Origin of the sequence: Streptomyces sp. NPDC101776 (assembly GCF_044766845.1) — a bacterium.
Lineage (GTDB): Bacteria > Actinomycetota > Actinomycetes > Streptomycetales > Streptomycetaceae > Streptomyces.
Genome location: NZ_JBIWMV010000026.1, coordinates 23762 through 45110 on the forward strand (window position 1 = coordinate 23762; position 21349 = coordinate 45110).

Sequence of the window (21349 nt, forward strand, 5' to 3'; positions counted from 1 at the left end):
GATGCCGCTCCCCCGCCCCCCTCTCATCCTCGCCGCCGTCCACACCTCCGCCGCCCTCCTCGCCGCCACCTCCCTCACCCACACCCTCTACACCGGCCTCCGCGAACCCCCCGTCGCCCTCGCCTTCGGACTCCTCGTCGCCATGGGCGAGTTGAGCCGCTGGAACGGCAACCGCACGGCCGGTCTCCGCGAGACCGCCCCCCTCGGCGCGGCCGGCGCCCTCTCCTACGCCCTCCTCGGCACGGACGCCGGGCACCCCACCCACCACGGTGTCTTCCAGGTCGTCACCGTGGTCGTCGCCGCCGCGCTGGTCGGCTGTGTGCCGCACATCGCGCGCGGGCAGAGCGGGACGCCCGACCACATGGCGCGCCGTGTCCTGACCGTCGGCTTCGCCGCCGTCTGCTTCCAACCCCTGTACAACCAAGGGGTGTTCAGCCACTGGGGTGGCCCCGCCTACGCCCTGCTCCTGCTCGCGCTGCTCTCCCTCACCGCGCTCTGCGACGCCGTGCTCGCAGCCGCGCTCGCGCACTCCCGGACCCGGTGGCCGTTCGGGCCGCTGCTGCGGGACGAGCTGCGCGGGATGCTCGGGATCGGGTCGGCGGTGTGCGCGACCGGCGCGGTGATGGCGCTCGCGGTCGCCGTCGTGGGGCTGTGGGCGCTGCCCGTGTTCTCGCTGCCACTGCTGCTGACCCAGCTGTCCTTCCGGCGGTACGCGGCCGTACGGGACACCTACCGGCAGACCATCGCCTCCCTCGCCCGCTCCACCGAGATCGCCGGGTACACGCCGGCCGGGCACGCCCGCCGGGTTGCCGCGCTCTGCCAGGCGGTCGGGCGGGACCTGGGGCTGTCCGAACCCGACCTCACCGTCCTGGAGTACGCCGCCCTGATGCACGACATCGGCCAGCTCAGCCTCGTCGACCCGGTACCGGCCGGGGCCACCGCGATGCTCCCGGCGGAGGAGCAGCGGCGGATAGCGCTGCTCGGCGGGGCCGTCGTACGGCAGACCGGGGTGAGTCCTCGGGTGGCGGCCGTCGTGGAGCGGCAGGCGGACCCGTGCCGGGAGCAGCCGGTGTCCGCGCGGATCGTCCGGGCCGTGAACGCGTACGAGGAGAAAACCCGGGCAGGCGGCCCCGGCGGGCCTCTCCGCGCGCTGGAGGAGCTGCGCCTGGGGACCGCCGGGGACTACGCTCCCGAGGTCGTGGAAGCACTGGCCCGGGTACTGTCCCGGGACTGTCTGACCTTGCCTTCGGCTGGGTAACCCATGGGTAATGAGCGGCCTCCCAGCCGTACGTGGTTGGATGCGAAGAAGAGGGTGTCCGGGGGCATGGCCAGCCCACTGAACGGAACTGGCAGGCGGGAATCGTGAGGATCTTCGGCAAGGGACGGCACCGGCCCTCCGCCTCCTGGCGGCAGGCCACCGACCGCGCGTTCACGCTGATCGGCGACGGTCGGTACGAGGACGCGGGCGCGCTGCTGACACGGGCCGCCGATCTGGAGCCCTGGCTGTCCGAGTCGTGGTTCAACCTCGCCCTGCTGCACAAGTTCCGGCACGACTGGGAGCAGGCCCGGGCGGCCGGGCTGCGGGCCGTAGCGTTGCTGGAGCGGGAGGCGGGGGCGCCCGACTGGTGGAACGTGGGCATCGCGGCCACGGCGCTCCAGGACTGGCCGCTGGCCCGGCGGGCCTGGCAGGCGTACGGGCTGCGGGTGCCGGGCGGGGTCACCGGCGCGGGTGAGCCGGCCGGGATGGACCTCGGCAGTGCGGCGGTACGGCTGTCTCCCGAGGGTGAGGCCGAGGTGGTGTGGGGGCGGCGGCTGGATCCGGCGCGGATCGAGGTGCTGTCGATTCCGCTTCCCTCGTCCGGGCGACGGTGGGGTGAGGTCGTGCTGCACGACGGGGTGCCGCACGGGGAGCGGACCACGGCTGCCGGGCACTCGTACCCCGTGTTCGACGAGATCGAGTTGTGGGCGCCGTCTCCCGTGCCGACGTGGGTTGTTCTGCTGGAGGCTGCCGCCGAGGCCGACCGGGATGCGTTGGAGCAGTTGGCGGCGGATGCGGGGTTCGCTGCGGAGGACTGGTCGTCTTCGGTGCGGTTGCTGTGCCGGATGTGCTCGGAGTCGCGGATGCCGTCCGATGAGGGGGACGGGGAGCATCTCGATCCTCATGACCACAGTGAGCCGGGGCATCCCGGGCCGTTGGGGCATCGGACGGATGGGCAGTTGTGGGTGCCGGAGCGGGAGTGCGGGCTTGCGGCGCCGGCGTCGCTGGTTCGGGGGCTGTTGGACGGGTGGGTTGCGGACAGCCCTGATTCCCGGGACTGGCGGGACCTGGAAGAGGTCTGCTGAGGTCGGTGGGTCGCCGCGGGTCCGTCGTGGCTGGTCGCGCCCCGCGGCGGAGCCGCACATGAGCACAGCCCCGCGCCCCTTGAAAGACAGGGCGTGCCCCGTGGCGGAGCCGCACATGTGCGTGGCCCCGCGCCCCTGGAGAAGTCCACGTACCCTGTATTCGCAGTAATCCCCCCTGGTTTTGAGGAAGGCGTTCGTCGGCATGGCGCAGCAGGACACCGATCAGCAGCACGTGGGCGTGCTTCCCGTGGACGACGAGGGGTTTGTCGTCGACACCGAGGGGACCGAGGAGCGTGAGGCGGCCTGGCGGGAGCGGGGGGTCTCGCGGGCGATCACGGTCGTCGGGAATCCGGTGCTGCACAAGGAGTGCAGGGACGTCACCGAGTTCGGCGCGGAGCTGGACACGCTGGTGGCGGACATGTTCGCCTCGCAGCGGACCGCCGAGGGCGTCGGTCTCGCCGCCAACCAGGTCGGTGTCGACCTGAAGGTCTTCGTCTACGACTGCATGGACGACGAGGGCAAGCGGCACGTCGGTGTCGTCTGCAATCCCAGGCTCGTCGACCTGCCGGCGGAGAAGCGGCACCTGGACGAGAGCAACGAGGGCTGCCTGTCCGTGCCCACCGCGTACGCGCCGCTCGCACGGCCCGACTACGCCGAGCTGACCGGGCAGGACGAGAAGGGCAACCCGGTCAAGGTCCGCGGCACCGGCTACTTCGCACGGTGTTTGCAGCACGAGACCGATCACCTCTACGGCTACCTCTACATCGACCGGCTCTCCAAGCGCGACCGCAAGGACGCCCTGCGGCAGATGGCCGAGAACGAGCCCCGCTACCCCGTGGTCGCCAACGACTGAGTCGACCACCGAGTCCCAGAGACGATCACCACCCCCTTCCGTACGGCGTCTGTTCAGGTGCACCTCCCTGACCAGGCGCCGTTCGTCTGTCCCTCGTACATTCGATCGTTTTCGTTCGTCTAGTGATCCAGAATCGGTCACGCAAGGGGGGATTCTCGGCACTTGGGGGTAGTGAAGGGAGCAAATCCGTTCCCAGAACGGTCAGTTGTGGTGCTGAATGGGAAGTGCGGGGATACGCAACGGCGCACGCCCGGCACAGCGGGAGGGGCGTGCGCAACTGGCGGCTGAGAGGGGTTTGTTCGTGCCTGCTTTCTCACACAGCACCACATCGACAACGGCAACGGTAACGACGGCGATCACGGTTCCACCGTCGCTCTCTCTCCCGGTGATCGAGGCGGCGTTTCCCCGGCAACTGCATCCGTATTGGCCGAGGCTCCAGGAGAAGACACGTGTCTGGCTCCTGGAAAAGCGCCTCATGCCGGCGGACAAGGTAAGGGAATATGCCGACGGTCTTTGCTACACGGACCTGATGGCCGGGTACTACTTGGGCGCACCGGACGAGGTGCTCCAGGCGATTGCGGACTACAGCGCGTGGTTCTTCGTCTGGGACGACCGCCACGACCGGGACATCGTGCACGAACGGCCGGACGCCTGGCGGCGGTTGAGGTTCCGGTTGCACGCGGCACTGGATTCACCCAGGCACCATCTGTTCCACCCGGATCCCCTGGTCGCGGGGTTCGCCGACAGCATGATGCGGATCTACTCGTTCCTGCCCGACACCTGGAACGCGCGGTTCGCCCGGCACTTCCACGCGGTCATCGAGGCCTACGACCGTGAATTCCGCAATCGCACCGAGGGGACCGTCCCCACGGTCGAGGAATACCTCGCACTGCGCCGGCTCACCTTCGCCCACTGGATCTGGACCGATCTGCTGGAGGCGAGCGCGGGGCTCGAACTCCCGGACAGTGTGAGGAAACACCCGGGATATCGGCGGGCGGCACTGCTCAGCCAGGAATTCGCCGCCTGGTACAACGACCTCTGCTCGCTGCCCAAGGAAATCGCGGGCGACGAGGTCCACAATCTCGGGATCAGTCTCATCAAGCACGAGGGGCTGACTCTGGAGGAATCCGTCGCCGAACTGAGGTGCCGTATCGAGGAATGCATAGCCGGTTTCCTCGACGCGGAACAGGAGACCTTACGTCTCGCCGACCGCCTCGACGACGGCACCGTGCACGGAATGGAACTGAGCGCCGCCGTGCGGACCTGCCTCGGCAATATGCGGAACTGGTTCAGCACCGTCTACTGGTTCCACCACGAGTCCGGCCGTTACATGGTCGACAGCTGGGACGACCGGTCCACACCCCCGTACGTCAACAACGAAGCGGCAGGTGAGAAATGACCGTCGAGTCTGTGAAGCCCGCTCCCCCCGAGACGCCGGAACTGCTGGAGCCGCCCCTCGCGGGCGGCGGAGTCCCGCTGCTCGGCCACGGCTGGAAGCTGGTCCGCGACCCGCTGGCCTTCATGGCCCAACTCCGCGACCACGGCGAGGTCGTCCGGCTCCGCCTCGGTCCCAAGACGGTGTACGCCGTCACCGCGCCGGACCTCACCGGCGCCATGGCGCTGAGCCCCGACTACATCATCTCGGGCCCGCTGTGGGAGTCCCTGGAGGGACTGCTCGGGAAGGAAGGGGTGGCCACCGCCAACGGACCCACCCATCGTCGCCAACGGCGCATCATCCAGCCCGCGTTCAAGCTCGACGCGATACCCGCCTACGGGCCGATCATGGAGGAGGAGGCGCACGCGCTCACCGAACGCTGGCGGCACGGCGGGACGATCGACTGCACCTCCGAGTCCTTCCGGGTCGCCGTGCGGATCGCGGCCCGCTGTCTGCTGCGCGGCGACTTCATGGACGAGCGCGCCGAGCGGCTGTGCGTCGCGCTCGCCACCGTCTTCCGGGGCATGTACCGGCGCATGGTGGTACCGGCCGGGCCGCTCTACCGGCTGCCCCTCCCGGCCAACCGCGAATTCAACCGGGCGCTGGCCGATTTGCATCTCCTGGTCGACGAGATCGTGGCCGAACGGCGGGCATCTGGTCAAAAGCCGGACGATTTGCTGACCGCCTTGCTGGAGGCCACGGACGACAATGGCGACCCGATCGGGGAACAGGAGATCCACGACCAGGTCGTCGCCATCCTCACCCCCGGAAGCGAAACAATCGCGTCCACGATCATGTGGCTGCTCCAGGTCCTCAGCGAACACCCGGAACACGGCGACAAGGTGTACGAAGAGGTCCAGACCGTGACGGGCGGCCGTCCGGTGGCATTCGACGACGTCCGCAAGCTGAGCCACACGAACAATGTCGTCGTCGAGGCGATGCGGCTGCGTCCCGCCGTATGGATATTGACGCGGCGGGCGGTCGTCGACACCGAACTGGGCGGCTATCGGATTCCGGCCGGGGCCGACATCATCTACAGCCCGTACGCGATCCAGCGCGACGCGCGTTCGTATGCGCACAACCTGGAGTTCGACCCCGACCGCTGGCTTCCGGAACGGTCCAAGGACGTACCGAAGTTCGCCATGAGCCCGTTCAGCAACGGCAACCGGAAGTGTCCCAGCGACCACTTCTCGATGGCCCAACTGAGCTTGGTCACGGCGGCGGTGGCGACGAAGTACCGCTTCGAGCAGGTGTCCGGCTCGAACGACAGCACCCGCGTCGGCATCACCCTCCGTCCGCACCGGCTGCTGGTCAGGCCCGTGCCGAGGTGAGGTGACGGGCGTGCGTTCAGGCGGCTTCCGGGCCCCTGAACGTGCGCCGGTAGGCGTTCGGGGTGGTGCCCAGGGCGCGGACGAACTGATGGCGCAGGGCGGGTGCGGTGCCGAAGCCGGCGCGCCAGGCGATCGCGTCCATCGTCTCGTCCGTTCCCTCCAGCAACTGCTGCGCCAGCAGCACCCGTTGACGCAGGAGCCAGCGGTACGGCGTGGTCCCGGTCTCCTGCTGGAAGCGGCGGGCGAAGGTCCGCGGTGACATCAGGGCGCGGGCGGCGAGCTGTTCGACGGTCACCTCCTGGTCGAGGTGCTCCGCCATCCACACCAGCACCTCGCCCACCGTGTCGCACTGCGAGCGCGGCAGCGGCCGCTCGATGTACTGGGCCTGGCCGCCGTCGCGGTGCGGCGGTACGACCATCCGCCGGGCGATCGCGTTGGCGACCTCCGGTCCCTGCTCCTTGCGCACGAGGTGCAGACAGGCGTCGATGCCGGCCGCAGTGCCGGCCGAGGTGATCACCGGGTCCGCGTCGACGTACAGCACGTCCGGCTCCACGAGGATCTTCGGGTACCGCTCGGCGAGCAGCTCCGCGTGATGCCAGTGCACCGCGCACCGGCGCCCGTCCAGCAGCCCGGCGGCGGCCAGCACGAACACCCCCGAGCAGACACTGAGCACCCGGGCACCCCGGTCCACGGCCCGCCGCAGCGCGTCGAGCAACTCCTCCGGATACTCCCGGGCCGCATAGGTCCGACCGGCCGGTACGGCGATGAGATCCGCGCTCTCCAGTCGCTCGAGACCGTGCTGGACGGCCAGCGAGAAGCCCGCGTGGGTGGAGAGCGTCGGCCCCTCGGCCGAGGCGACGGCGAAGTCGTAGACCGGCAGGCCCTCGTCGCTGCGGTCGAGGCCGAACACCTCGCAGACGACGCCGAGTTCGAAGGGATGGACTCCGTCGAGCAGGACGACGGCCACATTTCTCAGCATGCGGCCAGTGTGCGCCCTAAGTGGCAGTAAATCGAGGGTGTGCGGCAGTCCTGCCACTCACGGTAAGGAGTTAAACGGACGAGACTCATGTCCATGAATACAGCCATGGACAACCTCATCGCCCTCCTGTCCGTCGCCGGCATCCTCCTGGCCGTGACCTTCCCGTCGCTGCTCGGCATCGCGCACGACCGACGCGTCGACCGTCAGATCCGCACCGCCCACCGGATCATGACGTCGTCACCACGACGGTGACCGACCATTCCTGAATGCCCTTGCAGGAGATCTTGTGCGGAGCGGTCGCACACAGCGGCCGGGACGACGTGAGCTTCACGGTCCCGGCCGAGACCGCCTCGTACGCGTTGCTCGCGTCGCCGGGCCGGATCAGGATCCCGCTGTTGGTGGCCTTCAGGCCGCTGCCCACCGTCTTGACCGGCGCCCAGGGCCGGGTGGTCGTGCCGTCCAGCAGAATGCGGACGGTGGTGCCGGTCGTCAGGCAGAACGTGCCGTTGCTGTCGGTGGCGGCGAGCGTCTCCTTCGCCGTACAGGCCGCCCGGCTCCTGCTCGGTGTGGGGGACTGCGACGGGGCCGGCGACACACTGCCGCTGCCGGTGTCGGACTTCGTGCCGCCGCAGCCCGTGAGGGCCAGTGCCAGGGTGGCGACGGCGAGGGACGGACCGAGAATCGATCGACGCATGGGGGGCCTCCTTTGTCCCTTTGACGTGTCTCGGTCGTATCCGGATCCCCCGTGAACTGTGAAGTATTCGTGGACATGACAGAGCCCCGACCGCTGCGAGACGGCCGGGGCTCAGCTCATGAGGAGGTCAGCCGGTCGTGACGGCGGTGTCGTCGACGACGAAGCTGGTCTGGAGCGAGGAGTCCTCGACTCCGCTGAACTTCAGGGTGACGGTGCTGCCGGCGAAGGCCGAGAGGCTGAAGGACTTCGCGACGTACCCGGTGGCCGCGTTGAGGTTGGAGTAGGTGGCCAGGGTGGTCGATCCGGCGGTGACCGTCAGCTTGTCGTAAGCCGTGCTGGTGGTGGTCTCCGCGGTGTCGACGTGCAGGTAGAAGGTGAAGGTCGTGGCCGTGCAGCCGCTCGGGACCGTCACCGACTGGGACAGCGTGTCGGTGTGGGCCGAGCCGTAGCCGTCGAGCCAGGCCTTGTACGAACCGGTGCGGGCCGCCTCACTGCTGGAGTTGGTGATGACACCGCTGCTCGCGGTCCAGGTGGTGTTGCCCGACTCGAAGCCCGCGTTGCCCAGGAGCTGGGTCGAGGTGCAGGAGCCGCCGCCGGAGGTGCTGACCGTCCAGGTGAAGGAGGCCGAGCCGGAGGCGCCGGTGGAGTCGGTCGCGGTCACTGTCACGGCGTAGGTGCCGGCGGTCGACGCGGTGCCGGAGATCAGCCCGGTCGAGCTGCTGATCGACAGGCCGGTCGGCAGCCCGCTCGCGCTGTAGGTGAGGGTCGCGCTCGCGCTGTCGGAGGCCGAGATCTGCAGGCTGGCCGTGGAGCCGGTCGCGGTGGACTGGCTGCCCGGGTTCGTGACGGTCACCGTGTTGCCCGTGGTGGTGCCGGCGGTGAAGGCGGCGGTGCCGTCCGGGGTGCCCCAGCCGGTCGGGCCGTCGTAGCCGGTGCCCGCGGTGCAGAAGTAACTCGTCGTGCAGGAGCCGTTGTTGCCGCTCGTGACGTCGTACAGGTTGCTGGTGTGGGAGTAGGGGTACTTCGCCGGGTAGTCACTGGAACCGGGGGTGCCGGCCAGTGCGTAGACGCCCGCGATGATCGGGGACGAGGCGCTGGTGCCGCCGTAGACCGCCCAGCCGGAGCCGCCGTAGGTGTCGTAGACGGCCACACCGGTGGCGGGGTCGGCGACGGCGGAGACGTCGGCCTCCATGCGCTTGGTGCAGCCCGTGTCGGTCTGCCAGGTCGGCTTCGCGTCGTAGGCGGAGCAGCCGGAGCCGCCGCCCTCGGTGCTGCTGGTCTTCCACACGGACTCGGTCCAGCCGCGGGTGGAGGAGGAAGTGGACAGGGCGGTGCCGCCGACTGCCGTCACGTACTGGGACGTTGCCGGGTACTCGGCACCGTAGGCCTCGTCACCGGAGGAGACGGTGATCGCGACGCCCGGGTGCTTGAAGTACGAGGTGTCCTCGCTGGTCTGCGAGGAGGACTCGGAGCCGCCCCAGCTGTTGGACACGAACTTCGCGCCCAGGGCGACGGCCTCGTTCTCGGCGGCACCGAGGTTGGCGTCGGTGGCCGAAGTGGCCTCCACCAGAATGATGTTGCAGTTCGGGCAGACCGCGCTGACCATGTCGATGTCGAGCGCTTCCTCGCCCGCCCAGCCGGTGTCGTTGGTCGGCAGCGAGGTGGTCGAGCCGGTCTGGCTGACCTGCTTGAAGCAGCCGCTGGCCACGGTGCAGGCCGACAGGCCGAAGTTGGAGCGGTAAGTGGCCAGGTCCGAGGCCGCGTTGGGGTCGTTGTACGCGTCGACCACCGCGACCGTCAGGCCGGAGCCGCCGGTCGAGGGCAGCGCGTACGCGCTGTGCAGGTTGGCCGGGCTCAGCCCGGAGACCGCGGCGGCGGCGTCCGCGTGCACAGCGGCGGCCAGCTGCTGCTTGATGTCGGTGCGCCGCTGGGCGAAGCAGGACGCGTGACCGGGGGTCGCGGCGGCGCACAGGTGCTCGGTCGGCACCTTCTGGCCGGCCTTGCCGGTCGCGTGGACGGCCTGGGCCGCGGGGGCGGTCAGGGCCTTGGCGTTCTGGGTGACCTTGGAGACCTGGGCGGACTGGACGACTGCCTGGGGGGCGGGCTGCGCGTCGGCGGGGGAGGCCGCCACGAGCCCGAAGACGCTGAGGGTGAGGACGGGTACGGCGGCGGTCAGCAGTCTTCGCAGACTCCGTCGGGGCTTTTCACGCATGGGGTACTGCCTCCATCGTGGGAGTGGGGTTCCTCGGCGTGGTGGCAGGCCTGTGACGCGCGTAGCGGCGGCAGATGACGCAGTCATGGGCATGACACTTTGAGCGTCCTGTGGGGCACTGGTGAATGACATGAACAGGACGGGCAGAACGTAGCCGGGTCGACGAGACCGCGAACAGACGCACCCCATGAACTTTGCCGCTCCATAGAAACTCCATGGACGGCCCATGGAAGCTCCATGGGCCGTCCGCGAAGTAAGCGACAGATAAAGGGCGTTCGGTGGTGGGCTTTCGGCGGGGCTAGAAGTCCTCGTCCAGGTCGACCGTGCCCTCCACCGCCACCTGGTACGCCGACGGGCGGCGCTCGAAGAAGTTGGTCAGCTCCTGCACGCCCTGCAACTCCATGAAGGAGAAGGGGTTCTCGGAGCCGTAGACCGGTGCGAAGCCCAGCCGTTGGAGGCGCTGGTCCGCGACGCACTCCAGGTACTGGCGCATCGAGTCGGTGTTCATGCCCGGCAGACCCTCACCGCACAGATCACGCCCGAACTGCAGCTCCGCCTCCACGGCCTCCTTCAGCATGTCCGTGACCTGCTGCTGGAGTTGGTCGTCGAAGAGCTCCGGCTCCTCCTTGCGGACGGTGTCGACGACCTCGAACGCGAAGGACATGTGCATGGTCTCGTCGCGGAACACCCAGTTGGTGCCGGTGGCCAGACCGTGCAGGAGACCCCGGCTGCGGAACCAGTAGACGTACGCGAACGCGCCGTAGAAGAACAGCCCTTCGATGCACGCGGCGAAGCAGATCAGGTTGAGGAGGAAGCGGCGGCGGTCGGCCTGGGTCTGGAGGCTGTCCAGCTTCTCGACCTCGTTGATCCACCGGAAGCAGAACTCGGCCTTCTCGCGGATGGAGGGGATGTTCTCCACCGCGTCGAAGGCGGCGGCCCTGTCCTCCGGGTTCGGGAGGTAGGTGTCGAGGAGCGTCAAGTAGAACTGGACGTGCACGGCCTCCTCGAAGAGCTGACGGCTCAAGTAGAGCCGCGCCTCGGGGGAGTTGATGTGCTTGTACAGCGTCAGCACGAGGTTGTTCGCCACGATCGAGTCGCCCGTCGCGAAGAACGCCACCAGCCGCCCGATCATGTGCTGCTCACCCGGCGACAGCTTCGCCAGGTCGGCGACGTCCGAGTGGAGGTCGACCTCCTCGACGGTCCAGGTGTTCTTGATCGCGTCCCGGTAGCGCTCGTAGAAGTCCGGGTAGCGCATGGGGCGGAGGGTCAGCTCGAAGCCCGGGTCGAGAAGGTTCTTGGCTTCGGTGGTCATTACTGGCAGGCCTCGCAGGACTCGGGGTTTTCCAGGGAGCAGGCGACCGCGTCTTCGTCGGGCGTCAACTGCTGCACGGGGATGGGGGTTTGCGTCTGGGCCTGGGCCGCTCGGGCGATGCGGGTCGCCGGGCGGGAGCGCAGGTAGTACGTCGTCTTCAGGCCCTGCTTCCAGGCGTACGCGTACATCGAGGAGAGCTTGCCGATCGTCGGCGTCTCCAGGAACAGGTTCAGGGACTGGGACTGGTCCAGGAACGGGGTGCGGGCGGCGGCCATGTCGATCAGGCCGCGCTGCGGGATCTCCCACGCGGTGCGGTACAGGGCGCGCACGTCGGCCGGGATCCAACTGAAGTCCTGCACCGAGCCGTTGGCGTCGCGCAGCGCCTCGCGGGTGCGGGCGTCCCACACGCCGAGCTGCTTCAGCTCGTTCACCAGGTACGAGTTGACCTGGAGGAACTCACCCGACAGCGTCTCGCGCTTGAAGAGGTTCGAGACCTGCGGCTCGATGCACTCGTAGACGCCCGCGATGGACGCGATGGTGGCCGTGGGTGCGATCGCCAGCAACAGGCTGTTGCGCATGCCGACTTGGGCGATACGTTCCCGCAGCGCGGCCCAGCGCTCCGGCCAGGTCAGCTCCACGTCGTAGTGGTCGGGGTGCAGGACACCCCTCGCCGTACGGGTCTTCTCCCAGGCCGGGAGCGGGCCGTTGCGCTCGGCGAGGTCGGCGGAGGCCTCGTACGCGGCGAGCATGATGCGCTCGGAGATACGGGTCGAAAGCGCCTGCGCCTGCGGGGAGTCGAAGGGGACGCGGAGTTTGAAGAAGACGTCCTGGAGGCCCATCGCGCCGAGGCCGACCGGGCGCCAGCGGGCGTTGGAACGGCCCGCCTGCTCGGTCGGGTAGAAGTTGATGTCGACCACGCGGTCCAGGAACGTGACGGCGGTGCGGACCGTCTCGTCCAGCCGCTCCCAGTCGATGTCGCCGTTCGCTTGGTCGACGAACGCGCCCAGGTTCACCGAGCCCAGGTTGCAGACCGCCGTCTCGCCGTCGTCCGTGACCTCCAGGATCTCCGTGCAGAGGTTGGAGGAGTGGACCGTGTGGCCCGGCTCGGCCGTCTGGTTGGCGGTGCGGTTGGCCGCGTCCTTGAAGGTCATCCAGCCGTTGCCGGTCTGCGCGAGGGTGCGCATCATGCGGCCGTAGAGGTCACGGGCCGGGATGGTCTTCTTGGCCAGGCCCCGCGCCTCCGCCTTGCGGTAGGCCGCGTCGAACTCGCCGCCCCACAGGTCGACCAGCTCGGGCACGTCGGCGGGGGAGAACAGCGACCAGACGCCGTTCTCGTTCACCCGGCGCATGAACTCGTCCGGGATCCAGTGCGCCAGGTTCAGGTTGTGCGTACGGCGGGCGTCCTCACCGGTGTTGTCCCGCAGTTCGAGGAACTCCTCGATGTCGGAGTGCCAGGTCTCCAGGTACACCGCGGCCGCGCCCTTGCGCCGGCCGCCCTGGTTCACCGCGGCCACCGAGGCGTCCAGCGTCTTCAGGAACGGGACGATGCCGTTGGAGTGCCCGTTCGTGCCCCGGATCAGCGAACCGCGGCTGCGGATACGGGAGTACGACAGTCCGATGCCGCCGGCGTGCTTCGAGAGGCGGGCGACCTGGTGGTAGCGGTCGTAGATGGAGTCCAGCTCGTCCAGCGGGGAGTCGAGGAGGTAGCAGGACGACATCTGGGGGTGCCGGGTACCGGAGTTGAAGAGCGTGGGGGAGGAGGGGAGGTAGTCGAGGCGGCTCATCAGGCGGTAGAGCGCGGCGACTTCGTCCAGGGCGCGGGTCGAGTCGTCCTCCGCCAGACCGGCCGCCACGCGCAGCATGAAGTGCTGGGGGGTCTCGATGACCTTGCGGGTGATCGGGTGGCGGAGGAGGTAGCGGCTGTGGAGGGTGCGCAGGCCGAAGTAGCCGAAGCGGTCGTCGGCGCCCTCATCGAAGGAGGCGGCGATCAGCGCGTCGAGACGGGCCGCGTGCAGCGTCACGAACTCGGCGGTGCGGTCCGCGATCAGGCCCTCGCGGTGGCCCACGGCGACGGACTCGGTGAACGTCGTGACGCCCTGCGAGGCGGCCTCGGCGGCGATGCTGATCGTCAGCAGCCGGGCGGCGAGCCGGGAGTAGACGGGGTCCTCGGAGATGAGGCCGGCGGAGGCCTCCGTGGCCAGTTCGCGCAGTTCCGTCAGGTCCGCGCGCGCGGACCGGCCGCGCAACGTGGCGGCGGCGACCCGGCCCGGGTCGGCGTCGGGAAGGTCGGCGGTCAGCTCGGTCAGGGTCCGCAGGATCGCGGTGCCGGGGCCGTCGGCCCCGGGAACGACCGCTCCGGGAACGGCGGTTCCGGCCGCGGTGTCCTCGGTCGCCTGGATCGCTGATGCCGGCTCTGCTGGCGCGATGGTCACGGTGGGGCTCTCCCTCGCTCGGCACGGGGCCTTGCGGAGGGCAGGCGGCAGTACACGAGCGCACGGGGCGTCGCGTCCACCGGCCCACTCCACGAGGCCCGGACGTCATACGCCCTGACCGGGTGGCCGGGCGCGCGCCGTCGGCAGGTCCTCGGACTGGCCAGGCGTGCATATGCACGCAAGTACACCGTTGCGGGACAGTTCCGGATTCGCACCGGATTCCCCTGCGGCGACAGCGAGCACGAGCATACATCTTGTGCTCGCCTGTCACGCCACCACCAGATGTTGTGTCGCGGCGGTTTCAGAGTGTCAGTTGATAGGTGAGCAGAGTGAGATCGTCCAGGTGTGGCACGGGATTCCAGTCCCGCTCGGGTGTGCGGACGAAACCTAGGCGTTCGTAGATGCGGTGGGCCGCGTGCATGGAGGACTGGGTCGACAGGACGATGGTTGTGCAGCCCTCGGTGGCTCGGGCGCGGGTCACGCAGGCGCGGACGAGGGCCTCTCCCGCGCCTCGACCGCGGGCCGTGCGGGCTACCGCGAGGGCGCGGATCTCGGACTCGCCGGGGCGGGCGATGTCGGCGACGGGGCCGGGGCCGTTGACGAAGGTGACGCCGCCGAGGAGGTGGTCGCCGTCCATCGCGACGAGGACCTCGGCCGCGGCGGCTCGTTTCGCTACGTCCTTGAGTACGGGGAGGTAGGGGTCTTCGTCGCCGTAGTCGAGGAGGCCGTCCTGGAGGTAGGCCTGTGCGGTGATCTCTCCCAGGGGTTCGTACTCGGTGGGGTCTGCTCGGCGGATGAGGATGTCCATGGGGGTGAGTGTGTACGACAACGGGCCGCCGAGGGGGTGCTCTCGGTGGCCCGCTGCGGGTTCGTCGTGGCTGGTCGCGCCCACGCGGCGGAGCCGCACATTGATACAGCCCCGCGCCCCTAGGGGGTGTCAGTGGCCGGCGATTACGGGGAGCTCCTCTTTTACTCCCGGGTCGCCCGCGTCTGCCGTGTAGTCCCCGGGGCTCGTCTCGTCGACGCCCTCCGGGGCCTTGGCCGCCTTCAGCACGAACGTCAGGACCACCGTGACTACGACGTTCAGGACGAACGCCGTCAGGCCGATGTAGCCGATCTCGCCGATGCCGGGGATCTCCTTGGACGAGCCGCCGAAGTGATCCTGGGTCGGGGAGGCGACGCCGTAGGCCGCGAGGGTGCCGTAGAGCATGCCCACCGCCCAGCCGGTGAGGAGGGCCCAGCGGTGGAACCAGCGGGTGAAGAGGCCGCCCACCAGGGACGGGAAGGTCTGGAGGATCCAGATGCCGCCCAGGAGCTGGAAGTTGATGGCGACTGTCTTGTCCATCGTCAGGACGAAGGCCAGGGCGCCGACCTTCACCAGGAGGGAGACCAGCTTGGAGACCTTGGTCTCCTGGGCCGGGGTCGCGTCCGGGTTGATGAAGTCCTTGTAGATGTTGCGGGTGAAGAGGTTCGCCGCCGCGATGGACATGATGGCCGCGGGGACGAGCGCGCCGATACCGATCGCCGCGAAGGCCACGCCCGCGAACCAGTCCGGGAACATGTTCTCGAAGAGCTGCGGGATCGCCAACTGGCCGTTGGTCACCTTGACTCCGGCCGCGATCGCCATGAAGCCGAGCAGTGCGAGCAGGCCCAGCATCAGTGAATACAGGGGCAGGATCGTGGTGTTGCGGCGGATCACGTTGCGGCTCTTGGAGGAGAGCGTCGCCGTGATCGAGTGCGGGTACATGAAGAGGGCCAGTGCCGAGCCCAACGCCAGTGTGGCGTACGTCCATTGGCCCGCCGGGGCGGGGACCAGTCCGCCCGCTCCGGCCGCCTTGAACTTGGCTCCCGCCGCGCTGAAGATGTCGTCGAAGCCGCCGAGCTTGATCGGGATGTAGATGATCGCCACCGTGATCACGATGTAGATCAGGCCGTCCTTCACGAACGCGATCAGCGCGGGGGCGCGAAGGCCGGACGAGTAGGTGTAAGCGGCCAGCACGGCGAACGCGATCAGCAGCGGCAGGTCCTTCACGAACCAGTTGGAGCTGGCGCTGCCGCCCACCCCCATGACGTCCAACACGGCCTGGATGCCTACCAGTTGGAGCGCGATGTACGGCATCGTCGCGAGGATGCCGGTGACCGCCACCGCCAGCGACAGGCTCTTCGAGCCGAAGCGGCCGCGCACGAAGTCGGACGTCGTCACGTATCCGTGCTTGTGCGACACCGACCAGAGCCGGGGCAGGAACGTGAAGATGAGGGGGTACACCAGGATCGTGTACGGCACGGCGAAGAAGCCGGCCGCGCCCGCCGCGTAGACCGCCGCCGGGACCGCCACGAACGTATACGCCGTGTAGAGGTCGCCGCCGAGCAGGAACCAGGTGACCCAGGTGCCGAACGACCGTCCGCCCAGGCCCCATTCGTCGAGGCTCTGCTCGTTGTCGGCCCGGCGCCAGCGTGCGGCCAGGAAGCCCAGGACCGTGACGGCCAGGAAGAAGAAGACGAAGACGCCGAGGGCGACGCCGTTCACGCCGTCGTTCACCGGTTACCTCCATGGCGGGCCCGCTGGTCGCGCTGCCACAGCGTGTAGGCGGTCATCGTCAGCGCCGTCGAGATCAGCACCCAGAGCATCTGGTACCAGTAGAAGAACGGGATGCCGATGAACGTGGGGTCCGTCTTGGCGTAGGAGCCGACCCAGAGCAGCGCCACGAAGGGTGCGAACAGGCACACCGCGATGACGACGCGGACCGGGGTCACCACCGGTGCGGCCACTTCGGGCGGAACTTCCGGCACATCTGACATTTCGCGGCTCCGTCCCCTCGCCGATCACCTGTGTAACGCGCAGGCAATGTAGGTCACGGAATCACCGCTGCGAAAGACCCCGTCCGCATATCGTCATGTCGATTCGGTGAAAGCCTGACATCGGTGTCAAAAGCAAGTTCAGCAGCAGCGGAAGCCCTGGCGTGGATCGGCCTCCTGACGGTCCGTCCGCATGCGTTCGAAGTCGCGCCGGCTCGGGACCTCCGCGTCCGGGTGGTCCCGGCGCACGTGTGCGACATACCGGTCGTAGGCTGATTCATCGGTCAACTCCCGGACGTACCAGCGCACTCCGCTAGTCGCCCGCCTGAACGCCGACCACATCACGCGCCGTCGCCTCCTTCTCCTCGCGGGTCGGGATCAGCCCGGCCGGTGCCGTGATGTTCGACTCGACGTACGGCGTCTCGCGCAGCGTGGAGAGCGCGGGGCGGCGGACGTGTCGAACGCAGACGCGAAGGGCGTCCGCGATCACGACCACGACCAGCACCGCGAGAATGGCCGAAATCACCCCGTCCACCGTGGAGTTGGTGACGACGGTGTGCATGTCGTCCATCGACTTGGCGGGTGGCAGTACCTTGCCCGCGTCGATCGCGTCCTGGAACACGGACCGTTGCTCGAAGAAGCCGACCCTCGGGTCGCTGGAGAACACCTTCTGCCAGCTCGCGGTCAGCGTGACCGTCGCGTCCCAGGCGAGTGGAATCCCGGTGATCCAGGCCCACTTGAGACGGCCGGACTTCACCAGGAGCGTGGTGCAGACGGCCAGCGCGACGGCGGCCAGCAGCTGGTTGGAGATGCCGAAGATCGGGAAGAGCTGGTTGATCCCGCCGAGGGGTTCGTGGACGCCGACCCAGAGGAAGTAGCCCCACAGCGCGCACACGATCGCGCTCGTCAGGGCCAGGCCCGGCTTCCAACTCACGTTCCTGAACGGCCGGTAGACGTTCCCCAGCATGTCCTGGAGCATGAACCGGCCCACCCGTGTGCCCGCGTCCAGCGCGGTCAGGATGAACAGGGCCTCGAACATGATCGCGAAGTGGTACCAGAAGGCGCGCAGACTCCCGCCGGTGACCTTGGAGAAGATCTCCGAGACGCCGACCGCGAGGGTGGGCGCGCCGCCGGTGCGGGACAGCAGACTGGCCTCGTCGACGTTCTTCGCGGCCTGCGCGAGGTCGGCGGGGGAGATGTGATAGCCCCAACCGCTCACCACCTGCGAGGCGTTCTGCACGGTCGTGCCGATCGCGCCCGAGGGGGCGTTCATCGCGAAGTAGAGACCCGGGTCGATGATGCTCGCGGCGACCAGGGCCATCAAGGCGACGGACGACTCCATCAGCATCGCGCCGTAGCCGATCATGCGGATCTGGGTCTCCTTCTGGATCATCTTCGGCGTCGTACCGCTGGAGATGAGCGAGTGGAAGCCGGACAGGGCGCCGCAGGCGATCGTGATGAAGACGAAGGGGAAGAGGGAGCCGGCGAAGACCGGGCCGTTGCCGTGCTTGGCGAAGTCGGTGACGGCGGGCATCTTCAGGGCGGGCAGGGCGACCACGACGCCGATCGCCAGCAGGGCGATGGTGCCGATCTTCATGAAGGTGGAGAGGTAGTCGCGCGGGGCGAGCAGGGTCCAGACGGGGAGGACCGAGGCGACGAAGCCGTAGCCCACCAGCCAGATCACCAGCGTCGAGGGCGCGAGCGTGAAGGTGCCGGCCCAGGACGACTCGGCGACCCAGCGGCCCGCGACCAGGGCGAGCAGCAGCAGGGCCACGCCGATCAGGGAGACCTCGGATACCCGGCCGGGCCGAAGTACCCGCAGATAGAAGCCCATCAGCAGCGCGATCGGGATCGTCATGCCGATGGAGAAGGTGCCCCAGGGGGAGGAGGCCAGCGCGTTCACGACGACCAGGGCCAGCACGCCGAGCAGGATGATCATGATGGCGAAGGTGGCGAGCAGGGCTGCCGCGCCGCCGAACGGGCCGATCTCCTCGCGGGCCATCTGGCCGAGGGACTTGCCGTCGCGCCGGGTCGAGAAGAACAGCACCACCATGTCCTGGACCGCGCCCGCGAAGATGACGCCGACGATGATCCAGATCGTGCCGGGCAGGTAGCCCATCTGCGCGGCCAGTACGGGTCCGACGAGCGGGCCCGCGCCGGCGATCGCGGCGAAGTGGTGGCCCAGCAGGACGCGGCGGTCGGTGGGGTGGAAGTCGATGCCGTTGTCGAGGCGTTCGGCCGGGGTGGCCCGGGTGCCGTCGACCTTCAGGACCTTGTACGCGATGAACCTCGCGTAGAAGCGGTAGGCGATGGCGTACGAGCCGAGCGCGGCGGCGACCATCCAGGCGGCCGACACGTTCTCGCCCCGCGCCAGCGCGAGAACGGACCAGCCCGCCGCGGCGACGAGCGCGACGAGGGTCCAGGCGACGATGGTTCGGACGTTCGCGGTACGCACCGGGTTGTCCTCCCGTCCACGCGGCGACGGGAGGAACGTAGAGCAACCCGGGTAACTCCGTAAGTCCCCTAGTCCTGTGGGCGCTTGAGTCGCGCCACGGGCTAGTCCTGCGGGCGCTTGAGGCGGGCCACGAACTTGTAGCGGTCGCCCCGGTACACCGAGCGCACCCACTCCACCGGCTTGCCCTCCTTGTCGAGGGAGTGGCGGGAGAGCATCAGCATCGGGAGGCCTACGTCGGTGCTGAGGAGGCCGGCCTCGCGCGGGGTGGCCAGGGAGGTCTCGATGGTCTCCTCGGCCTCGGCGAGATGGACGTCGTAGACCTCGGCGAGCGCGGTGTAGAGCGACGTGTACTTGACCAGGGACCTGCGCAGGGCGGGGAAGCGCTTCGCGCTGAGGTGGGTGGTCTCGATGGCCATCGGCTCGGCGTTCGCCATGCGCAGCCGCTCGATGCGCAGGACCCGGCCGCCGGTGGTGATGTCGAGCAGGTCGGCGAGGGTGTCGTCGGCGGTGATGTAGCCGATGTCGAGGAGCTGCGAGGTCGGTTCCAGGCCCTGGGCTCTCATGTCCTCGGTGTACGAGGTGAGTTGGAGGGCCTGCGAGACCTTCGGCTTCGCGACGAACGTGCCCTTGCCCTGGATGCGCTCCAGGCGGCCCTCGACGACCAGTTCCTGAAGAGCCTGGCGGACGGTCGTGCGCGAGGTGTCGAACTCCGCGGCCAGGGTGCGCTCCGGCGGGACCGGAGTACCGGGCGGCAACGTGTCCGTCATGTCCAGGAGGTGTTTCTTCAGGCGGTAGTACTTGGGCACACGCGCGGTGCGGACGGTGGCCCCACCCTCGTTCTCCGCACTGCTGACGTCGGTGCTCATGCTCCGCCTTTCCGGCTCCGGGCAAGGGTCATTCGGTGATCCCCTCTGTATACCGTCGCCGCCGCTTTTGGTCTAGTCCACAGCGCCAAGTGGTCTAGTGGAGGAGAGTACTCCGGCACCGCTGTTTTCGCTGCCTTCTTACTTAAAGGTTCCTGCATATGTAGGTCCCATAACGGCTGGTCAGGGGTGTTTCGAGGACCCTTGACAGGCCCACTGGTCTGGTCCAAGCTCCCGGTACTGGTCTACACCATTGGTTCAGGTCCCGGCTCTTGGGCGGGAGGTGTGGCAGGCATCCCTGAGGAGGGTGGCGTGAAGCGCAAGCTCATAGCCGCGATCGGTATCGCGGGCATGATGGTCTCCATCGCGGCGTGCGGGGGCAACGACGACAAGGGCTCTTCCAACAGCGGCGCCGACGCCAAGGAGCTGACCGTCTGGCTCACCGTCGACGCGCAGAACAACTGGCCCCAGCTGGTGAAGGCAGCCGACGCGGCCGTGCAGAAGGCGCACCCGGGCGTCAAGATCAAGCACGAGTACTACGGCTGGCCGGACAAGAACACCAAGCTCGACGCGGTCCTCGCCACCGACAAGGCCCCCGACGTGGTCGAGATGGGCAACACCGAGATGCTGGGCTACATGGTCAAGGGCGCCTTCGCGCCCGTGGACCCTGCCAAGTTCACCAACTCCTCCGCCTGGCTCGACGGCCTCAAGGCCTCCGTGACCTACGACGGCAAGACCTACGGCGTCCCCTACTACGCCGGTGGCCGCGTCGCCAACTGGCGCAAGGACATCGCCGCTTCGGTCGGCGTGAAGACGCCCCCGACCACGTACGCCGAGCTGACCGCCGACCTGGACAAGATCCAGAAGAAGGAGGGCAGCAAGTTCAGCGCCTGGTACCAGCCCACCCGTGACTGGTACGCGGCCATGTCCTTCGTCTACGACGCCGGCGGCGCCATCGCCACCCAGTCCGGCAGTGAGTGGAAGGCCAGCCTCTCCTCGCCCGAGTCCATCAAGGGACTGGGCGAGTGGAAGTCGGTCATCGACAAGTACATGCACGGCGACAAGACCAAGGACGAGTCCGACCGTTACATCGTCTACGGCCAGGGCAAGGCGTCCATGATCTTCGCCGCCGCGTGGGAGGGCGCGACCGCCGCCGACCCGAAGAACGACAAGACCGGCGGCAAGCTGGCGACCGACCTCGTCAACTTCGTGATGCCCGGCCCGTCCGGCAAGAACATGCCCGTGTTCCTGGGCGGTTCCGACCTGGCGATCCCGGTCAAGTCCAAGGCGCAGGCGCTCGCCGCCGAGTGGATCAACGCCTTCACCGGTCCGTCCGGCCAGAAGGGCCTGATGGCCAAGGGCAACCTGCCGAACAACAAGACCGACCTCGCGACGCTGAAGAGCGACCCCGCGACGGCGGTCCCGGCCACCGCGGCCGAGTCCAACTGGTTCGTCCCGATGGCGCCCGGCTGGGGCCAGGTCGAGAAGGCCCAGGTCCTGCAGACCATGCTGCAGAACATCGGCACCGGCAAGAAGTCGGTCGAGGACGCCGCGAAGGAAGCGGACACCGCGATCGACAAGGTCATCAACACCAAGTGACCTGAGGCAGGGCCCTGTTGGACACCGGAGGTGTTCTCGGGGCAG

At 68.6% G+C, this 21349-nt stretch carries 18 protein-coding genes and 1 riboswitch; of the genes, 7 read left to right on the plus strand and 11 right to left on the minus strand.

Annotation, left to right across the window (positions count from 1 at the left end):
- Position 1: 1 nt before the first annotated feature.
- The 5 genes from ACIRRY_RS45355 (at position 2) to ACIRRY_RS45375 (ending at position 5962) form a co-directional block, all read left to right on the plus strand.
- A complete protein-coding gene (locus ACIRRY_RS45355) occupies positions 2-1258 on the plus strand; it encodes an HD-GYP domain-containing protein (RefSeq protein ID WP_403985130.1) in 1257 nt (418 codons plus the stop codon).
- A 104-nt stretch (positions 1259-1362) separates the two neighbouring features.
- Complete coding sequence (locus tag ACIRRY_RS45360) at positions 1363-2343, plus strand: hypothetical protein (RefSeq protein ID WP_200686745.1); 981 nt, start codon at positions 1363-1365, stop codon at positions 2341-2343.
- 202 nt (positions 2344-2545) lie between these two features.
- Entirely contained in the window at positions 2546-3196 is a 651-nt protein-coding gene (gene def / locus ACIRRY_RS45365; protein WP_403985132.1) for a peptide deformylase, read from the plus strand.
- A gap of 301 nt (positions 3197-3497) precedes the next feature.
- Positions 3498-4595: an epi-isozizaene synthase gene (gene cyc1 / locus ACIRRY_RS45370; protein WP_403985134.1), complete on the plus strand. Its 1098-nt coding sequence runs from the start codon at positions 3498-3500 to the stop codon at positions 4593-4595.
- Positions 4592-5962 (plus strand): cytochrome P450, encoded by a 1371-nt coding sequence (locus ACIRRY_RS45375; RefSeq protein ID WP_403985136.1) that lies wholly within the window; start codon positions 4592-4594, stop codon positions 5960-5962. The genes cyc1 and ACIRRY_RS45375 overlap by 4 nt, the downstream gene beginning before the upstream one ends.
- A gap of 16 nt (positions 5963-5978) precedes the next feature.
- On the opposite strand, the gene ACIRRY_RS45380 is transcribed toward ACIRRY_RS45375, so the two are convergent.
- Entirely contained in the window at positions 5979-6941 is a 963-nt protein-coding gene (locus ACIRRY_RS45380) for a GlxA family transcriptional regulator (protein WP_403985138.1), read from the minus strand.
- A 93-nt stretch (positions 6942-7034) separates the two neighbouring features.
- Between ACIRRY_RS45380 and ACIRRY_RS45385 the strand changes: the two genes are divergently transcribed.
- The gene (locus ACIRRY_RS45385) at positions 7035-7193 is read left to right on the plus strand and encodes a hypothetical protein (protein WP_403985140.1); all 159 of its coding nucleotides are present in this window, start codon (positions 7035-7037) and stop codon (positions 7191-7193) included.
- Here the strand turns inward: ACIRRY_RS45385 and ACIRRY_RS45390 are convergent.
- The 10 genes from ACIRRY_RS45390 to ACIRRY_RS45435 all read right to left on the minus strand — a co-directional run bounded on the left by ACIRRY_RS45390 (position 7168) and on the right by ACIRRY_RS45435 (position 19708).
- Complete coding sequence (locus tag ACIRRY_RS45390; protein ID WP_403985142.1) at positions 7168-7635, minus strand: hypothetical protein; 468 nt, start codon at positions 7633-7635, stop codon at positions 7168-7170. The genes ACIRRY_RS45385 and ACIRRY_RS45390 overlap by 26 nt on opposite strands.
- Positions 7636-7762: 127 nt before the next feature.
- Positions 7763-9847 carry a putative Ig domain-containing protein gene (locus tag ACIRRY_RS45395; protein ID WP_403985144.1) on the minus strand — a complete coding sequence of 695 codons (2085 nt, stop codon included), beginning with the start codon at positions 9845-9847 and terminating at the stop codon, positions 7763-7765.
- A 298-nt stretch (positions 9848-10145) separates the two neighbouring features.
- A complete protein-coding gene (locus ACIRRY_RS45400; RefSeq protein WP_403985146.1) occupies positions 10146-11159 on the minus strand; it encodes a ribonucleotide-diphosphate reductase subunit beta in 1014 nt (337 codons plus the stop codon).
- A complete protein-coding gene (locus ACIRRY_RS45405) occupies positions 11159-13591 on the minus strand; it encodes a ribonucleoside-diphosphate reductase subunit alpha (protein WP_403985148.1) in 2433 nt (810 codons plus the stop codon). Before ACIRRY_RS45405 ends, ACIRRY_RS45400 begins: the two co-directional genes overlap by 1 nt.
- 124 nt (positions 13592-13715) lie before the next feature.
- Positions 13716-13857, minus strand: a riboswitch (cobalamin riboswitch).
- A gap of 35 nt (positions 13858-13892) precedes the next feature.
- Positions 13893-14399 (minus strand): GNAT family N-acetyltransferase, encoded by a 507-nt coding sequence (locus tag ACIRRY_RS45410; protein ID WP_403985150.1) that lies wholly within the window; start codon positions 14397-14399, stop codon positions 13893-13895.
- A 129-nt stretch (positions 14400-14528) separates the two neighbouring features.
- Positions 14529-16130, minus strand: a complete 1602-nt coding sequence (mctP, locus tag ACIRRY_RS45415; protein WP_403985152.1) for a monocarboxylate uptake permease MctP — start codon at positions 16128-16130, stop codon at positions 14529-14531.
- The gene (locus ACIRRY_RS45420) at positions 16127-16390 is read right to left on the minus strand and encodes a DUF3311 domain-containing protein (protein ID WP_403985154.1); all 264 of its coding nucleotides are present in this window, start codon (positions 16388-16390) and stop codon (positions 16127-16129) included. The genes mctP and ACIRRY_RS45420 overlap by 4 nt, the downstream gene beginning before the upstream one ends.
- A 138-nt stretch (positions 16391-16528) precedes the next feature.
- The gene (locus ACIRRY_RS45425; protein ID WP_403985303.1) at positions 16529-16729 is read right to left on the minus strand and encodes a YbdD/YjiX family protein; all 201 of its coding nucleotides are present in this window, start codon (positions 16727-16729) and stop codon (positions 16529-16531) included.
- Positions 16701-18842, minus strand: a complete 2142-nt coding sequence (locus ACIRRY_RS45430; protein WP_403985156.1) for a carbon starvation CstA family protein — start codon at positions 18840-18842, stop codon at positions 16701-16703. Before ACIRRY_RS45430 ends, ACIRRY_RS45425 begins: the two co-directional genes overlap by 29 nt.
- Positions 18843-18943: 101 nt before the next feature.
- Positions 18944-19708, minus strand: a complete 765-nt coding sequence (locus tag ACIRRY_RS45435; RefSeq protein ID WP_403985158.1) for a GntR family transcriptional regulator — start codon at positions 19706-19708, stop codon at positions 18944-18946.
- 309 nt (positions 19709-20017) lie between these two features.
- Between ACIRRY_RS45435 and ACIRRY_RS45440 the strand changes: the two genes are divergently transcribed.
- Positions 20018-21304 (plus strand): extracellular solute-binding protein, encoded by a 1287-nt coding sequence (locus ACIRRY_RS45440; RefSeq protein ID WP_403985160.1) that lies wholly within the window; start codon positions 20018-20020, stop codon positions 21302-21304.
- The last annotated feature ends 45 nt before the right edge of the window (positions 21305-21349 follow it).

What these genes read in the sequence shown, in the direction of transcription:
- ACIRRY_RS45385 (WP_403985140.1), top strand. Translation starts at nt 7,035, where the DNA reads ATGAATACAGCCATGGACAACCTCATCGCCCTCCTGTCCGTCGCCGGC.
- ACIRRY_RS45400 (WP_403985146.1), bottom strand. Translation starts at nt 11,159, where the DNA reads ATGACCACCGAAGCCAAGAACCTTCTCGACCCGGGCTTCGAGCTGACC.
- ACIRRY_RS45375 (WP_403985136.1), top strand. Translation starts at nt 4,592, where the DNA reads ATGACCGTCGAGTCTGTGAAGCCCGCTCCCCCCGAGACGCCGGAACTG.
- ACIRRY_RS45420 (WP_403985154.1), bottom strand. Translation starts at nt 16,390, where the DNA reads ATGTCAGATGTGCCGGAAGTTCCGCCCGAAGTGGCCGCACCGGTGGTG.
- ACIRRY_RS45410 (WP_403985150.1), bottom strand. Translation starts at nt 14,399, where the DNA reads ATGGACATCCTCATCCGCCGAGCAGACCCCACCGAGTACGAACCCCTG.
- ACIRRY_RS45355 (WP_403985130.1), top strand. Translation starts at nt 2, where the DNA reads ATGCCGCTCCCCCGCCCCCCTCTCATCCTCGCCGCCGTCCACACCTCC.
- ACIRRY_RS45390 (WP_403985142.1), bottom strand. Translation starts at nt 7,635, where the DNA reads ATGCGTCGATCGATTCTCGGTCCGTCCCTCGCCGTCGCCACCCTGGCA.
- ACIRRY_RS45380 (WP_403985138.1), bottom strand. Translation starts at nt 6,941, where the DNA reads ATGCTGAGAAATGTGGCCGTCGTCCTGCTCGACGGAGTCCATCCCTTC.
- ACIRRY_RS45425 (WP_403985303.1), bottom strand. Translation starts at nt 16,729, where the DNA reads ATGTGGTCGGCGTTCAGGCGGGCGACTAGCGGAGTGCGCTGGTACGTC.
- ACIRRY_RS45395 (WP_403985144.1), bottom strand. Translation starts at nt 9,847, where the DNA reads ATGCGTGAAAAGCCCCGACGGAGTCTGCGAAGACTGCTGACCGCCGCC.
- def (WP_403985132.1), top strand. Translation starts at nt 2,546, where the DNA reads ATGGCGCAGCAGGACACCGATCAGCAGCACGTGGGCGTGCTTCCCGTG.
- ACIRRY_RS45435 (WP_403985158.1), bottom strand. Translation starts at nt 19,708, where the DNA reads ATGAGCACCGACGTCAGCAGTGCGGAGAACGAGGGTGGGGCCACCGTC.